Annotated in this window: 17 protein-coding genes; 13 read left to right on the top strand and 4 right to left on the bottom strand. The window is 51.4% G+C overall.

Features of this window, described 5'->3' with window-relative positions; genetic code table 11:
* The first annotated feature begins 52 nt into the window (after window positions 1–52).
* Entirely contained in the window at window positions 53–907 is an 855-nt protein-coding gene (locus CIK92_RS12770) for an RsiV family protein (RefSeq protein ID WP_158214801.1), read from the top strand.
* Between the two features lie 65 nt (window positions 908–972).
* Here the strand turns inward: CIK92_RS12770 and CIK92_RS12765 are convergent, their stop codons facing one another.
* Window positions 973–1,623, bottom strand: a complete 651-nt coding sequence (locus CIK92_RS12765) for a SprT-like domain-containing protein (RefSeq protein WP_158214800.1) — start codon at window positions 1,621–1,623, stop codon at window positions 973–975.
* 162 nt (window positions 1,624–1,785) lie between these two features.
* On the opposite strand from CIK92_RS12765, the gene dinB reads away from it, so the two are divergent.
* The 4 genes from dinB (at window position 1,786) to pyk (ending at window position 5,801) form a co-directional block, all read left to right on the top strand.
* Window positions 1,786–2,874: a DNA polymerase IV gene (gene dinB / locus CIK92_RS12760; protein WP_094389325.1), complete on the top strand. Its 1,089-nt coding sequence runs from the start codon at window positions 1,786–1,788 to the stop codon at window positions 2,872–2,874.
* 366 nt (window positions 2,875–3,240) lie between these two features.
* Window positions 3,241–3,576, top strand: coding sequence for a hypothetical protein (locus tag CIK92_RS12755; RefSeq protein ID WP_144289452.1), 336 nt, complete (start codon window positions 3,241–3,243; stop codon window positions 3,574–3,576).
* Between the two features lie 118 nt (window positions 3,577–3,694).
* On the top strand, window positions 3,695–4,336 hold the full coding sequence (locus CIK92_RS12750) for a SagB/ThcOx family dehydrogenase (RefSeq protein ID WP_094389323.1): 642 nt from the start codon (window positions 3,695–3,697) through the stop codon (window positions 4,334–4,336).
* Window positions 4,337–4,361: 25 nt separating this feature from the next.
* The gene (gene pyk / locus CIK92_RS12745) at window positions 4,362–5,801 is read left to right on the top strand and encodes a pyruvate kinase (RefSeq protein WP_022311155.1); all 1,440 of its coding nucleotides are present in this window, start codon (window positions 4,362–4,364) and stop codon (window positions 5,799–5,801) included.
* Between the two features lie 77 nt (window positions 5,802–5,878).
* Here the strand turns inward: pyk and CIK92_RS12740 are convergent, their stop codons facing one another.
* Genes CIK92_RS12740 through CIK92_RS12730 form a run of 3 tightly spaced genes read right to left on the bottom strand, consistent with a single transcriptional unit; the run spans window position 5,879 to window position 6,745 of the window.
* Window positions 5,879–6,160: a hypothetical protein gene (locus tag CIK92_RS12740; protein WP_022311154.1), complete on the bottom strand. Its 282-nt coding sequence runs from the start codon at window positions 6,158–6,160 to the stop codon at window positions 5,879–5,881.
* 3 nt (window positions 6,161–6,163) lie between these two features.
* Window positions 6,164–6,514, bottom strand: coding sequence for a phage holin family protein (locus tag CIK92_RS12735; RefSeq protein ID WP_022311153.1), 351 nt, complete (start codon window positions 6,512–6,514; stop codon window positions 6,164–6,166).
* A 12-nt stretch (window positions 6,515–6,526) separates the two neighbouring features.
* Entirely contained in the window at window positions 6,527–6,745 is a 219-nt protein-coding gene (locus tag CIK92_RS12730; RefSeq protein ID WP_022311152.1) for a YtxH domain-containing protein, read from the bottom strand.
* Window positions 6,746–6,983: 238 nt separating this feature from the next.
* Here CIK92_RS12730 and CIK92_RS12725 point away from each other — a divergent pair, with 238 nt between their 5' ends.
* From CIK92_RS12725 to rplT, 8 genes are all read left to right on the top strand, one after another.
* Window positions 6,984–7,472 carry an SPOR domain-containing protein gene (locus CIK92_RS12725; RefSeq protein ID WP_022311151.1) on the top strand — a complete coding sequence of 163 codons (489 nt, stop codon included), beginning with the start codon at window positions 6,984–6,986 and terminating at the stop codon, window positions 7,470–7,472.
* Between the two features lie 6 nt (window positions 7,473–7,478).
* A complete protein-coding gene (gene ruvX, locus CIK92_RS12720) occupies window positions 7,479–7,895 on the top strand; it encodes a Holliday junction resolvase RuvX (RefSeq protein WP_022311150.1) in 417 nt (138 codons plus the stop codon).
* A 20-nt stretch (window positions 7,896–7,915) separates the two neighbouring features.
* A complete protein-coding gene (gene def, locus CIK92_RS12715) occupies window positions 7,916–8,479 on the top strand; it encodes a peptide deformylase (RefSeq protein ID WP_094386236.1) in 564 nt (187 codons plus the stop codon).
* A gap of 132 nt (window positions 8,480–8,611) precedes the next feature.
* The gene (locus CIK92_RS12710) at window positions 8,612–10,612 is read left to right on the top strand and encodes a tetratricopeptide repeat protein (RefSeq protein ID WP_371594270.1); all 2,001 of its coding nucleotides are present in this window, start codon (window positions 8,612–8,614) and stop codon (window positions 10,610–10,612) included.
* Between the two features lie 145 nt (window positions 10,613–10,757).
* A complete protein-coding gene (gene thrS / locus CIK92_RS12705; RefSeq protein ID WP_094389321.1) occupies window positions 10,758–12,722 on the top strand; it encodes a threonine--tRNA ligase in 1,965 nt (654 codons plus the stop codon).
* 214 nt (window positions 12,723–12,936) lie between these two features.
* Window positions 12,937–13,617, top strand: coding sequence for a translation initiation factor IF-3 (infC, locus tag CIK92_RS12700; protein WP_094389320.1), 681 nt, complete (start codon window positions 12,937–12,939; stop codon window positions 13,615–13,617).
* An 83-nt stretch (window positions 13,618–13,700) separates the two neighbouring features.
* Window positions 13,701–13,898: a 50S ribosomal protein L35 gene (gene rpmI / locus CIK92_RS12695; protein ID WP_022311145.1), complete on the top strand. Its 198-nt coding sequence runs from the start codon at window positions 13,701–13,703 to the stop codon at window positions 13,896–13,898.
* A gap of 38 nt (window positions 13,899–13,936) precedes the next feature.
* Window positions 13,937–14,281, top strand: a complete 345-nt coding sequence (gene rplT, locus CIK92_RS12690) for a 50S ribosomal protein L20 (RefSeq protein WP_022311144.1) — start codon at window positions 13,937–13,939, stop codon at window positions 14,279–14,281.
* Window positions 14,282–14,669 lie beyond the last annotated feature (388 nt).

Below are 14,669 nucleotides of genomic sequence, written 5' to 3'. Positions count from 1 at the left end.
ATTGATGCTAACTTTGTCTTTTCTAAGTAATATTATATACCATATTAGAATTATGAGAAGACTATTTTTCGTTGCCTCCATCCTCTTGGTATGGATGGGAGGCATTACCGGATGCAAGATGGCTGGCTCTGCCAATGGTTCCGACTCTTTGGCGGTTGACAGTTTCAAGTATGCCTTTGCCGACAGTATGCTCCACTGCAATATCGTGGCCGATGTGCCCCAGGGCGATGACTCCCTCGCTGTCGGAGTGCGCGCTTATGTCAATGCCCAGCTCGACTCGCTCTCCAGTGTTCATGCTTTCGACGCCTCGCGTTCAGCCGGATACGGCGGAGACCTTACCGATGGCCAGGCGCTGGTCGATTTCTATGGCAAGCTCAATGTCGACTCGATGCGCGCCATGCAGTCGCCCGATGGCGGAGCCCCCGAGTTCCAGTGTTCTTACGATGTGGCTATTCGCCTTGCCGCCCAGAACGAGCGTTATGTCACCTATGGCGTAGACCAGTATGTGTATGGCGGTGGCGCCCATGGTTCTGCCGTGTCCTACTGTGTCAACATCCTCAAGTCTTCGGGCCGCGTGCTCGGCGCTACTGTCGATGCCGCTCAGCTTGAAGCCATCCAGCCTCTGCTGCTTCACGGTGTGACCACCTATATCAACGCCCAGGGGCAGAAGGTTACCGAGGACGAAGCCCTGAAGCTCCTCTTCATCGACAAGGGCATCATCCCGTTGCCCGCCCATGCTCCCTATCTTGCTGCCGACGGTCTCCACTTCGTCTATCAGCAGTATGAGATTGGCCCTTATGCTATGGGCATGGTTTCGTTTACATTGCCTTACGACAAAGTAAAGCCTTACATGACTGCCGAGGCACTCCAGCTTCTTGAGACTGGTGCCGCCGATGCTGCCAAATAAGTATAATATAATAAGGTGTAAAAACAATGGCACGCTGTTTGTCTTGACAGAACAGCGTGCCATTTTCATTTTCCGGCAGTTTGTCTAATCCGCTCGTCTTCTTTCAGATGCTGGGCCAGCAGAGCTTCATCTACATAGTAGAGCTTGACCGTGAGCGGGTGCGGATAGTTGTAGAAGAAGGTATCGGTTGTGTAGTACCACTCGATGCTACTCACCTTGTCGCTTTCCATGAGTACCTTCTGGAAGTGGGCCACCCTTGTGCTCGGGGGTAGGGTGATGGCGGTCTTTCCCGACGTCATCCGGCATACCGCCACCAGATTCCACTTCATGCGCACCACCTTGGTCACCTCTCTTTTCATCTTTGTGCTTATGGTGATGTGGCGCCCGAACTCCTTGTTGATTTTTTCCATCACCGCCTTGAATACAGGCCCGTGCGAGCTTGTGTCCTTCAGTTGTTCATACCATATATGCAGATGTATCATCTCGTGCAGCATGATGTCTTCTGCCTTTCGTTCGTCGATGTCATACTTCACGTTGAGCTTCATCTTGTACATAGCCACGTAGCCCTGCTTGTCGCGCTTGAGCGTACGGTGCATCTGACCCATATACGAGTTTACGTTGACCAGCCAGAAAGCCGGGCGAGGCAGGCGGTCGTTGAAGATTGTCTTATTGAAATGAGCAAAGCGCTCTCTTGCAAATTCCAGCGTATATCTCATGTCTCTGTTATTCTTGGACCGAGTTCCCTCAGTTCCGATTACGTAGATGCAAAAATACTCATCTTTTCCCTTACCGCCAAGCATAGCTTTGTTCTTTTGCGTTATTTTTTTGTTCTTCCCGCGGTCCGGAGTAAAAGAAAAGTGGTAATTTTGCTCTCGATTATGGAGCGCAAGATTATACACATCGACATGGACGCCTTCTTTGCCTCGGTAGAGCAGCGCGATGATGCCTCACTCCGTGGCAAGCCCATTGCCGTGGGCTTCGACGGCGAGCGCGGCGTGGTGAGTACTGCCAGCTACGAGGCACGCCGCTATGGCGTTCACTCTGCCCAGTCGATGGTTGTCGCCCACCGCCTTTGTCCCGAGCTCATCGTGGTGCCATGCCGGCACGACTACTATGCCCAGGTGTCGGCACAGATACATGCCATCTTTGCCGACTATACCGACCTCATCGAGCCCATATCGCTCGACGAGGCATTTCTCGATGTCACCCACAACAAGCGCCACATGGATATGGCGGTCGAGATAGCCCGCGAAATCAAGCAGCGCATTGCCGACGAGCTCCATCTCACTGCCTCGGCAGGCGTGTCCTACAACAAGTTTCTCGCCAAGATAGCCAGCGACTTCCGCAAGCCCGACGGACTCTGCGTCATCCATCCCACGCGTGCCCTCGACTTCATCGCCTCGCTGCGGGTCGAGCAGTTTTGGGGTGTGGGTCCCAAGACCGCCGAGCGCATGCACCGCATAGGCGTCTTTACTGGTGAGCAGCTGCGCGAGGTGTCGCGCCATCATCTCTGCGAGGTCTTTGGCAAGATGGGCAACGTCTATTACGACTTTGCCCGTGGCATCGACCTCCGCCCGGTTGTGGCCGACTATGTGCGCAAGTCGGTTGGCTGCGAGCAGACCTATCTGCGCGACATCAGCCAGCGCTCTGTAGTCATCATCGAGTTCTACCACCTTGTCGTCGAGCTTGTTGCCCGCCTTGCCGACGCCCGTTTCGAGGGTCGCACGCTTACCCTCAAGGTCAAGTATGCCGACTTTACCCAAATCAGCAAGCGCATTACCACCAACCATACACTGTCTACCAAAGCCTCCATACTGCCGCTGGCTAAGCGGTTGCTGGCACAGGTAAGCTACTCGTCATCGCGGCCCATACGCTTGTTGGGGCTGTCGGTCTCCAATCCGCTCGCCGACGATGGTTTGCCCCAGAGCCAATGGGTCGAAGGCGACCTCCCGTTTGAGGAATGGTGACCCTACGCGCCTATGGCTGACGATGCCCCCCCCTTTTACCTTGTTTCCACCCATGCCCGATGTTGATAGCAAGCCGGCGGATGCCATATTCCGTTCACGCATCAGAGCCGACTTGTCCGCTGCCGCTTAATCTTATGTTGCAAACCGTGAATTGGAGAAATCAAGGCGTGAAAACATTAATTCGCGCTTCGCAATAGTCATTTCATGCTTTGAAACTCCTCTCGACATCATCTCTGCGGTTTTCGGTCGGTGCGGGCAGATGTTGGGGGTGCTGGCGATGATGGCGCGCACCATCGCCAGGTTCTATGAGCCGACTCCTGAAAGCCCGGCATCCAAGACCGCGCCCGCGACTCCTATCCCGCCCAGTTGCAGCGCATGCTCGGTCCTGGCTATGTCCGTCGGGGCCTATATATTAATGTATCGCGCGTAGGCAACTCGCTCGTCGTGCGCTTTGACTATGCCGGCGGACTCTTCACGGCCGACGGCAAGGCCCCGTCGACATTTGAGATAGCCGAGGAGGAAGGCCTGTATCATCCTGCCACAGCCGTCATCGCCGGATGCACCGTCGTCCTGACGTCGCCGGAGGTGAAGCATCCCTGCCTCGTGCGCTATGGCTGGCAGCCATTCACACGTGCCAATCTCGTCAACGGCGCCTCGTTGCCCGCTTCTACCTTCAGAGACGAAGTAGGCGCGCACGACTGACGGGCGAGGGAAAAGTGAAATATCTCGTTTATGCTCAATTCTTTTCTGCCGATATATGAAAAAATATCTCAGAATTGTTGTAATTTTGCAAAGTAAATAGATATTAGTTCAGGTTAATATGAAAAAAATGTCATTTCTTGTTGCCCTCGTCATGATATCGCTTTCGGCGCTGGCACAGACCACGGTCAAGCTGCCCGCCCCAGACAAGCAGGTGGCGATGACGCTCTACGAGGCTTTGCAGACGCGCCACTCGGTGCGCAGTTATCAGAATAAGGATGTAGACAATGCCACGCTGGCTCAGGTGTTATGGGCGGCGTGTGGCTACAGCCGCGAGGCGGAGAAGAAGATAACCGCCGCTTCGGCGCTCAACCGTCAGGACATTGAAGTATACGTGATTAAGGCTGCTGGCGCTTACCGCTACGATGTCGAAAGTAATGCTCTGGTACAGCTCTCGGGCAAGGACCTGCGCCGCGAGGTGGCTGCCGGGCAGCAGTCGGTGGCTTCGGCTCCCGTCATGCTTGTGCTCGCCAGCAACCAAGGCAAGTTCGGCTCCTTGGGCGACGCTCAGGCAGCCCAGCGTCTGGGCACGCTGGATGCAGGATATGTGTCGCAGAACATCTATCTGGCATGTACGGCGCTGAAGTTGGGCACCGTGGCACGCGCCACCATGAATGTAGAGGTGCTCAAGAAGGAACTCGGACTCGGTGCCGACCATCTCTTGCTGCTCAATCATCCGATAGGGTGGGAGGAAAGCAAATAAAAACTAAACGATAAAACCAATAAAGATGAAAAAGACCAAAATAGTATGCTCGATAAGTGACCGCAGGTGTGAGGTAGACTTCCTGCGCAAGTTGTTTTTTGCCGGTATGAACGTGGTGCGTATGAATACCGCCCACGCCACGCCCGACGGAATACGTACCATCATCCGCAACACGCGTGAAGTGTCGCCCCACCTGGCTCTGCTCATTGATACCAAGGGCCCCGAGGTGCGTACCACCAATGTGGAGCAACCCATAACCTACAAGAAGGGTGATGTGGTAAAGATATTCGGTCGCCCCGAGATGGACACCACCCACGACATCGTCAACGTGTCGTATACCGATTTCACCAAGTGTGTGGGCAAGGGTGCCCATATCCTCTTCGACGACGGACTGCTGGATATGCTCGTCATGGAGCAAGTGGGGCCGATGCTCGTGGCCCAGGTGCAGAACGACGGTGTGCTGGGCGCTCACAAGAGTGTGAATGTGCCTGGTGTACACATCGACCTGCCCGCGCTCACGGAAAAGGACAAGAAGAACATCAACCTCGCCATCGACGAGGATATAGACTTCATCGCCCACTCGTTTGTGCGTAGTGCCGACGACGTGATGGCGGTGCAGAAGATGCTTGACGAGCGTGGCAGCGACATCAAGATTATCTCCAAGATAGAGAACCAAGAGGGCGTGGACAATATCGATGAAATCATCGACGCATCGTATGGTATCATGATTGCCCGCGGCGACTTGGGAATCGAAGTGCCTCTCGAGCAGATACCCGGTATACAGCGTACAATCATGCACAAGTGTGAGCAGAAGAAGAAACCCGTGATTGTGGCGACACAGATGCTGCACACCATGATTGACAACCCGCGCCCCACGCGCGCCGAGGTGACCGACATAGCCAATGCCATCTACTCACGCACGGATGCGCTGATGCTCAGTGGTGAGACGGCGTCGGGCAAGTATCCTCTGGAGGCTGTACAGACCATGGCTGCCATCGCCGAACAGGCTGAGCAGGACCGCATGAACAGTGACGACTTTGACATCCCATTGAGTTCGACCTGCTCGCAGCGTGAATTCCTGGCCCATACAGCCATCGAGTCGACCCGCAAGTTGGGCGTTGCCGGTATCATCGCCGCCAGCGAGAGCGGACAGACTGCGCGCGACATTGCCGCCTTCCGCGGTCCTACTCCCGTGCTCGCCATCTGCTACAACAACGAAAAGACCATGCGCTGGCTCAACCTCAGTTATGGCGTAATACCCATTTATCAGAAGAAACACTTGAGCTCGCTCTTCCTGTTTGTGGCTGCGCTGCGTATGCTATTGCAGAAAGGCTATATCAAAAAAGATGACAAGATAGCTTACCTCGGTGGTAGTATCGGCGGACGTGGCGGCGCCACCTTCCTGGAGATAAACCGCGTAAGCCAGGTATTCGACAAGTCTTACGAATTCCACTTGCCTGACTGATAAGTGTAGAAGAAAACGATGGGATATAAAAACGAGGGGGATATTGACAGTCATGTCGATATCCCCCTCGTCTTCGGTTATTTCTTGTGTCGTCGGAATCTTGGTATCAAGGACTTGCCGCTGAACTTGCGGTACAGTTTCCATCCCAGGAGCGCTGCGTCAAACATTCCGATGCCCGTGCTCATAAGCCGTTGCAATCGCTTTGACGGTGTCTCATATCTCGGCGCTTCCTCCTTGGCAAAGAGCGTCTGCCAGAGGTCGGCTATCTTGTCTTCGCTGGCGTCAATCTCCTTGGCAAGAGCCTCGCGACGGGCCTGAATGTCTTCAAGCGAATTGTAAGTGTTCTCGTTGTTGACCATAGCTTATTTCTCCATTAATATACTTGCCAATAATCTGACCAGCGGGCGCTCTATCCACCTCTTGCGGTTGGCCACGCACAGCAACAGTATGATGAAATAGGTTGCAGCCACGGTGCCAAAGGCAAGCGCGTGACCCATAAGTGGGGCAAGCGCATAGGCCACGGCGAAGGAGAAGTAGATAAGGGTGAGCATGAGGAGTATGGCTATAATCACGCTGATGGTGGCAATCGTAAGGATACGCACCACCTTGTCAACGAGATTGAGCTTGATGTACTCTCCACGCAGCCCGATGTACTGCTTGATGGCTTCAACCAGCTGACCTATGGTCTCGATGTTTTTGTCGTTGGAGAACATCTGCAGAGGTCATTAATCCAATGCGTCTTCGGCAGCATCCTTGATGTCATCAACAAGGTCAGCAACCTGCTTGCGACTCAATTTGATGTCATGCTTGTTGCAGAAGTCGTCAACTGCGTCAGATATCTTCTTACGTGTGTCCTCACCTTTCTCAGGAGCCATGATGAGACCCAGTGCTGCTCCAGCAAGGGCGCCTCCGAGGAATGCTCCAATGTAACCTAATGCTTTCATATCGTTACTCTTTATAAGTTAATAATTCTCTTTGTCGGCAAATTGTCTGCCGATATCTTTCGCAAATGTAAGAAAAGAAAATAGATTGACCATAAAAAGTTAGTAATTTTTTGTTAAAACGCTTGGAATTCTCATATTTAACAAACTTTATGCACGAATGCACCCTCCCTTTGCGATATATTTTGTAATTTCGCAAACAAAAGTGAACATAAATAATCAAACAATATCTTAACAGACAATGAAGAAAAGTATAGTAATGTGCGCAGGCGTTTGTGCCGCTCTCGTGCTGGCCAGCTGCGGTTCAAGTAAGGATAGTGCTTTCAAGAAAGCATACGACAAGGCTAAGGCCCAGGAGCAGGTGGCTACCCAGCCAGAGACTCCCGCTCCAGTAGTGGCTCCCATCGTGGAGAAACCTGCCACCCAGTCTACCGTAATCGACAATGTGGACAACGCCAACGTTCGCACAGAGGATGTAACCCTCGTAAGCGGCGCCGGTTTGCAGAACTTCAGCGTAGTTGTAGGTTCGTTCTCTCTCAAGGCCAATGCCGAGGGTCTGCAGAGCACTCTGAAGGCTGCTGGATATGATGCACAGATTGTGCTCAACTCTGCCCGTGGCATGTATCGCGTGGTTGCCAGCACTCATGCCGACAAGGCTGCTGCCGTACAGAGCCGCAATCAGTTCCGCGCAGGCAACTATCCTGACGCTTGGTTACTTTTCAAGAAGTAAAGGTTAATGCGTGTTCTTTCTATAGACTATGGTAAGAAGCGCACAGGAATAGCAGTGACCGACCCCTTGCAGATAATTGCAAACGGGTTGGCCACTGTTTCTACATCCCAGCTTTTCGATTTTCTGAACGACTACATTGCTCGCGAGCAAGTGGAGCGTATCGTGATAGGCAAGCCCGTCCAACCCAATGGAGAGCCCAGTGAGAATCTTGCGAGGGTAGAGCAGTTTGTCAATCGTTGGCGCAAGGCTCACCCGGAGTTGCCCATCGAGTATTATGATGAGCGTTTCACTTCTGTCTTGGCCCACCGCGCCTTGATAGATAGTGGTGTAGGCAAGAAAACGCGTAGAGAAAACAAGGGACTGGTTGACGAAATCAGCGCAACCATCATTCTTCAGGACTGGATGGGTTCTAAGAAGTTTTGATACATACCAACATACAGTTTATGATATTACCTATTTATATATATGGCCAGCCTGTACTGAGAAAGGTGGCCGAGGATATCACCCCCGATTACCCCAATCTGTCGGAAATCATCGCCAATATGTATGAGACCCTCGATGCTGCAGAGGGCATTGGTCTCGCGGCTCCTCAGATAGGCATGGCTATCCGTCTGGTGGTCATCGACCTCGATGTGCTCAAAGAAGATTTGCCCGAGTATGCCGGCTTCCGTCATGTGTTCATCAATCCGCATATTGTGGAAATCGACGAAGACTCCAAGAAGGAAACCATGGAAGAAGGATGCCTCAGTATTCCGGGTATCCATGAGTCTGTGGCTCGCCACACACGCATTCATGTCACCTACCTTGACGAGAATATGGCTGAGCATGACGAATGGGTCGAGGGATACCTTGCCCGCGTGATGCAGCATGAGTTTGACCATCTGGAGGGTACCATGTTTGTAGACCGCCTTACTCCCCTGCGCAAGCAGTTGATACGCAGTAAGCTCAAACAGCTTACTCAGGGAAAATATCGTTGCAGTTACCGCACAAAACCGGTAAGACGATAACTTGTAAAGGTTGTCCATGGCTGTTCCGCATGGGCGACCGAATGAATGGGAACAACAAACAGCTATAGGATAATGAAGAGTATAATATCACAGGATAACCCGAAGCGAACAGTCTCTAACGCCAGTATGCGCATGAACGCGTGGATTACATCTGCGATAGTGCTCTTCATTGTCTTTTTTGTTCCGGGCAAGGCCATTGCCCAGTATAATACCAACAGGCTTATGCTTAGTGGAGAGATAGCTCTGCACTATGAGGACTACGTGCTCTCCATACAGTATTTCAATCAGGTTATCGTACTCAAACCTTACCTCTATCGCCCCTGGCAGTATCGTGGTATCGCCAAGTTCTACCTTGAGGACTATAGCGGTGCTGAGTATGACGTGACCCAAGCCCTCAAACTCAATCCCTACATCGACGGACTGTACGATTTGCGTGCCATTGCCTACGTGCGTCAGGATAAATACAAGGAAGCCATTGACGATTACACTCATGCCATCCGCCTCAATCCCGACCAGCGTAACTATTGGTTCAACCGAGCCCTCTGCCAGATGAATCTCAAGGAGTATGCCAAGGCCCATAATGACCTTGACACCATCATAAGCAAGTGGTCGGGCTTCGCCAATGCTTATTCGCTCAATGCGGAGATATGTCTGCAAGAGAAGGACACTGTGACGGCCGCCAAGTGGCTGGACAAGAGTCTGGAGATAGACCCCTTTGACGGCAACGCATGGACCACGAGAGCGTTTATATCCCTTGCCCGCAAGGAGTGGAAGGACGCTGACAAGTTCTTGAGCAAGGCCATCCACCTCAAGCCCAAGGTTGTGTCCAACTATGTCAACCGTGCCTTGGCGCGATACAATTACAACAACCTGAGAGGTGCTATGGAAGATTATGACCGTGCTATAGACTTTGATCCCAATAACTTCCTGGCACATTATAACCGTGGACAGCTGCGTATGCAGTTGGGTGACGACAACCGGGCTATTGCCGACTTCGATTATGTCATCCATATGGAGCCCGAGAATTATCTTGCCATCTTCAATCGTGCCCTTCTGCATGACCGCACGGGAGACCTGAAGTCTGCCATCCGTGACTACAGCACCGTAATCAGTCAGTTCCCCAATTTCTGGACTGGCCTGTCTTATCGTGCAAAGGCTTACCGCCGTCTGGGCATGACCGCCAAGGCCGAAATGGATGAATTCCGTATTCTGAAGGCTCAGATGGACAAGCATCTGGGCATCCAGCCACGCTGGAGCAAGAACAAGAGACGCGAGATGCGTAAGCGTAGTGAGATAGACCCTGAGAAGTACAATCGTATGGTGGTGGCCGACGAGAACGTGGCCAACCAGGAGTACAAGAGTGCGTTCAGAGGAAAGGTGCAGAACCGCTCGGTAGAGGTGGAGTTCATGCCTATGTACACCCTCTCGTTCTTCAAGTATAATAATGGCGTCACCTCTTATCAGGCGTTCGACCGCGATGTAGAGAAGTTCAATGCCCTTCAGACCAAGAGCAAGATTGACTATAAACTCTACGTGACCTGCAATCCTCCTCAGCTCACCGAAGGTCAGTCGCAGGCATTCTTCCAACTTGCAGACTCACTTTCGTCATTCATAGAGAAGGCTCCCCACGTTACAGATGTCAAGCGTCAACTGATGATGCGTGCTGTGGTGTATGGCGTCGTACAGGATTTTGATGCCGCCATCAACGACCTGACCGTCCTTGTCCATACCGATTCTCTCTCGACGATGGCCTACTGGCAGCGAGCCGTTTGCCAGCATCTTGTCAATGAGTTTGACCGCACCCATGGTGTCCAGACCTCCGACGCCCCCGCTCGTGTGATGCGAGTGCGTACCGACCTTGACCGCGCCATCGCCCTCGCGCCTCAGAATGCCTACCTATATTATAATAGAGGTAATCTGCACGCCTCCAATGGTGAATATTCCAACGCCATCGATGACTACACGCGCGCTCTTCAGATAGATGCTTATCTTGCCGAGGCTTATTACAATCGTGGCTTGGCCTATGTCAAGAATGGTAAGAAGGCCGACGGTATTCGCGACCTGAGCCGTGCTGGCGAACTGGGCATCTATGATGCTTATAGCGTAATCAAGCAGATTAGCAATGACAAATAAACTCTTCCCAATGGTGTCGATTGGGTGAAAAAGTACTTGAGAGAGGTGATTTTTATGCTTTTTGTAAAAATTACCTCTCTTTTCTTATCTTATGTCATAACAAAGTAGTACTTTTGCAACGATTAAAATAAAACTAATTTGTATTATGGTTAAAATCACATTTCCTGATGGCTCCGTGCGTGAATACGAGAGCAGAGTTACAGGGTTACAAATCGCCGAGAGCATTTCACCGGCTCTCGCTCGCAACGTTGTATCTTGCGGTATCAATGGTGAAACTGTAGAGTTAAACCGTCCCATCACTGCCGATTCTACCATCGCGCTTTACAAGTTTGAGGACGAAGAGGGTAAGCACACCTTCTGGCACACCTCTGCCCACTTGCTCGCCGAGGCGCTCCAAGAGCTCTATCCTGGCATCCAGTTCGGCTTCGGTCCTGCCGTAGAGAATGGATTCTTCTATGACGTTATGCCCGCCGAGGGTCAGGTGATTTCTGAGAACGACTTCCCCAAGATTGAGGAAAAGATGCGCGAGCTGGCCAAGAAGAACGAGGCAGTTGTGCGCCGTGAAGTGTCTAAGGCCGAAGCGCTCAAGGAGTTTAAGGCCGATGGTCAGAACTACAAGTGCGAGCACATTGAGCAGGACCTCGAGGATGGTACCATCACCACTTATACCCAGGGCAACTTTACCGACCTTTGCCGTGGTCCGCACCTTCTCTCTACAGGTGAAATCAAGGCAGTCAAGATTACCAGTGTGGCTGGCGCTTTCTGGCGTGGTGACGCCAAGCGCGAGCAGATGACACGTATCTATGGTATATCATTCCCCAAGAAGAAGATGCTCGATGAGTATCTCGTTATGCTTGAAGAGGCCAAGAAACGCGACCACCGCAAGATTGGTAAGGAGATGGAGCTCTTCTTCTTCTCCGACCGTGTGGGCAAGGGACTTCCCATGTGGCTCCCCAAGGGTACCGACCTGCGTCTGCGCTTGCAGGATATGCTCCGCAAGATACAGAAGCGCTTCGGTTATCAGGAGGTTATCACTCCCCACATTGGTTCCAAGAATCTTTATGTGACCTCTGGACACTACGCCCATTATGGTAAGGACAGCTTCCAGCCCATCCACACTCCCGAGGAGGATGAAGAGTACATGCTCAAGCCTATGAACTGTCCTCATCACTGTGAGGTTTTTGCCAGCAAACCACGCTCTTACAAGGACTTGCCACTGCGTATAGCTGAGTTCGGTACCGTTTATCGTTATGAGAAGAGCGGTGAGTTGCATGGACTTACCCGTGTACGCTCGTTTACTCAGGACGATGCCCATATCTTCTGCCGTCCCGACCAGGTCAAAGGCGAGTTCCTGCGCGTGATGGATATCATCCAGGCCGTGTTCGAAATTTTCCAGTTTGATAACTTCGAGGCCCAGATTAGTCTCCGTGACCCTAACGACAAGGAGAAGTACATTGGCTCTGACGAAGTTTGGGAAGAGAGTGAAACCGCTATCAAGGAGGCTTGCGCCGAGAAGGGCCTTGATGCCAAGATTGAGTATGGCGAGGCTGCGTTCTATGGTCCTAAGCTCGACTTCATGGTCAAGGATGCCATCGGCCGCCGTTGGCAGCTGGGCACTATCCAGGTCGACTATAACCTGCCCGCCCGCTTCAAGCTCGAATACACTGCCGAGGACAACACCAAGAAGGTGCCCGTAATGGTTCACCGCGCTCCTTTCGGTTCGCTCGAGCGCTTTACCGCTGTGCTCATTGAGCATACAGCAGGTCACTTCCCACTCTGGCTTACTCCTGACCAGGTGGCTATCCTGCCCATCTCAGAGAAGTACAATGACTATGCACGCAAGGTGAGCAAGTATTTTGCCAGCCAGGGTGTGCGCGCCGTCATCGACGACCGCAACGAGAAGATTGGCCGTAAGATTCGCGACACCGAGTTGAAGCGTACTCCTTATATGGTCATCGTTGGCGAGAAAGAGATGGAGGAAGGTCTTGTAAGTATGCGTAAGCAGGGTGGTGGCGAGCAGGCTACCATGTCTATGGAAGACTTTGCCAAGCGCATCAATGACGAGGTGGCAGTCCAGTTGAAGGCTACCGAAATCGAGCCTCAAGACTAAGACTTAGAAGTCAATTTTAGCATAGAGCAGCATTGCGGTGTCTATCCGCGGTGCTGCTTTTTTTGAAGAATTGATGCGTCTGGGACGAAAAGGCATTACCTCCGTGCGCCTTTTGGGGTCAATTATAGCACCTTTGGATAAAAAAGATGAAAATTTAATTTGATATTTAACGATTATTTTGTACCTTTGCAGCCGCTAATTATAAGATAGTTGAATGAAAAATGACAAAATGAAGAATCAGTACCGCGTGAACGAACAGATTCATGTCCGGGAAGTTCGTGTGGTAAGTGAGGATGGTTCCGAGGTGATGCCTACTCGTAAAGCGATGGATTTGGCTCGTCAGCAAGGCGTCGATCTCGTCGAAATATCACCCAATGCCCAGCCTCCTGTTTGTCGTCTCATCGACTACTCTAAGTTCCTCTATCAGCAGAAGAAGCGTCAGAAGGAAATGAAGCAGAAGCAGGTGAAGGTCGAGGTTAAGGAAATACGCTTCGGACCCCAGACCGATGAGCACGACTATCAGTTCAAGCTCAAGCATGCCCAGGAGTTCCTGCTCGAAGGCAACAAGGTGCGCGCTTATGTATTCTTCCGTGGACGCTCAATCCTCTTCAAGGAGCAGGGAGAAGTTCTTCTCCTCCGTTTTGCCAACGACCTGGAAGAGTATGGCAAGGTAGAGTCGATGCCCGCACTTGAGGGAAAGAAGATGTTCCTCTATCTGGCACCCAAGAAGGCCGGCGTGGCAAAGAAGAGCCAGCAGAAGCGTGACCGCGAGGCAGAGGAAGCCAAGGGCAGTGCCAGTGGAGTGGCAGAAGTAGATGAAGCACCCAAGGACGGTGGCCTTTTCGGCAACGCCAAGAATGGTGCCGAGGCTCTGCAGAAGCTACAGCGCGATTAAGACAAGAACATAGTGTGCGTAACGTCTTGGTATATACGTTACCACCTATATTATAAATAATAACAATTAAACAATTAACAAAAATGCCAAAAGTTAAGACAAATTCCGGCGCAAAGAAGAGATTCACATTCACCGGTACTGGTAAGATTAAGAGACATCACGCTTACCACAGTCACATTCTGACTAAGAAGACAAAGAAACAGAAGAGAAATCTTGTTCACCAGACTCTGGTTGACAACTCCAACCTGAAGCAGGTACGCGATCTGCTCTGTCTCCGTTAACCGTTAACTTTTTAGTCGAACTTTAAAAGAAAGAAATTATGCCAAGATCAGTAAATCACGTTGCATCTAAAGCAAAGAGAACAAGAATTCTGAAGCTCACCAAGGGTTACTTCGGCGCCAGAAAGAACGTATGGACCGTTGCTAAGAACACTTGGGAGAAGGGACTTACCTACGCATACCGCGATCGCCGTAACAAGAAGCGCACTTTCCGTGCTCTCTGGATTCAGCGTATCAATGCAGCTGCACGCTTGCAGGATATGAGCTACAGCCAGTTGATGGGAGCTCTCCACAAGGCAGGTATCGAGATTAACCGCAAGGTCCTCGCTGACCTCGCAGTCAACAACCCTGAGGCTTTCAAGGCTATCGTTGACAAGGTAAAGTAAATTGAGAATAGGTAAAAGAGCCTCGCTCTTCTACTCATAAGCTATAAAGCGCAAGACTGTAATGGTCTTGCGCTTTTTCTTTATCCCCATAACTGGCGGGACCAATGCCATCTTGATGCGATAGAAAGACGCAATGCAGTTTGGCTTGTCAAAGAGTTTGGCCATTGTGAAAATGTTGGTTTCATGGTTTGAATTTGTGAAATCAAGGTGTGAATTCTCGGTTTCATGGTTTGATTTTGTTATTTCATAATTTGGTTTTATTATTTCGTGGTTTGGTTTTATTTTTAGGTTGGTCTCGGGAGGTTTTGGCGTTTTCCCTTTTCCCGATTACGCCTCTTGCTTATTTCGGTCGGCCATTAGGTTTTGCTGGGGCGGTGGTGGGGTGGTC

The sequence above is a fragment of the Prevotella sp. P4-67 genome, from assembly GCF_002251325.1.
Lineage (GTDB): Bacteria > Bacteroidota > Bacteroidia > Bacteroidales > Bacteroidaceae > Prevotella.
Note: the sequence above shows the minus strand (reverse complement) of the source record. Positions and strands in the feature narration are given on the sequence as shown.

Excerpts from the sequence above, each read along its gene's own strand:
- CIK92_RS12770 (WP_158214801.1), top strand. The coding sequence starts at position 53 with ATGAGAAGACTATTTTTCGTTGCCTCCATCCTCTTGGTATGGATGGGA.
- CIK92_RS12765 (WP_158214800.1), bottom strand. The coding sequence starts at position 1,623 with ATGAGATATACGCTGGAATTTGCAAGAGAGCGCTTTGCTCATTTCAAT.
- dinB (WP_094389325.1), top strand. The coding sequence starts at position 1,786 with ATGGAGCGCAAGATTATACACATCGACATGGACGCCTTCTTTGCCTCG.
- CIK92_RS12750 (WP_094389323.1), top strand. The coding sequence starts at position 3,695 with ATGAAAAAAATGTCATTTCTTGTTGCCCTCGTCATGATATCGCTTTCG.
- pyk (WP_022311155.1), top strand. The coding sequence starts at position 4,362 with ATGAAAAAGACCAAAATAGTATGCTCGATAAGTGACCGCAGGTGTGAG.
- CIK92_RS12740 (WP_022311154.1), bottom strand. The coding sequence starts at position 6,160 with ATGGTCAACAACGAGAACACTTACAATTCGCTTGAAGACATTCAGGCC.
- CIK92_RS12735 (WP_022311153.1), bottom strand. The coding sequence starts at position 6,514 with ATGTTCTCCAACGACAAAAACATCGAGACCATAGGTCAGCTGGTTGAA.
- CIK92_RS12730 (WP_022311152.1), bottom strand. The coding sequence starts at position 6,745 with ATGAAAGCATTAGGTTACATTGGAGCATTCCTCGGAGGCGCCCTTGCT.
- CIK92_RS12725 (WP_022311151.1), top strand. The coding sequence starts at position 6,984 with ATGAAGAAAAGTATAGTAATGTGCGCAGGCGTTTGTGCCGCTCTCGTG.
- ruvX (WP_022311150.1), top strand. The coding sequence starts at position 7,479 with ATGCGTGTTCTTTCTATAGACTATGGTAAGAAGCGCACAGGAATAGCA.
- def (WP_094386236.1), top strand. The coding sequence starts at position 7,916 with ATGATATTACCTATTTATATATATGGCCAGCCTGTACTGAGAAAGGTG.
- CIK92_RS12710 (WP_371594270.1), top strand. The coding sequence starts at position 8,612 with ATGAACGCGTGGATTACATCTGCGATAGTGCTCTTCATTGTCTTTTTT.
- thrS (WP_094389321.1), top strand. The coding sequence starts at position 10,758 with ATGGTTAAAATCACATTTCCTGATGGCTCCGTGCGTGAATACGAGAGC.
- infC (WP_094389320.1), top strand. The coding sequence starts at position 12,937 with ATGAAAAATGACAAAATGAAGAATCAGTACCGCGTGAACGAACAGATT.
- rpmI (WP_022311145.1), top strand. The coding sequence starts at position 13,701 with ATGCCAAAAGTTAAGACAAATTCCGGCGCAAAGAAGAGATTCACATTC.
- rplT (WP_022311144.1), top strand. The coding sequence starts at position 13,937 with ATGCCAAGATCAGTAAATCACGTTGCATCTAAAGCAAAGAGAACAAGA.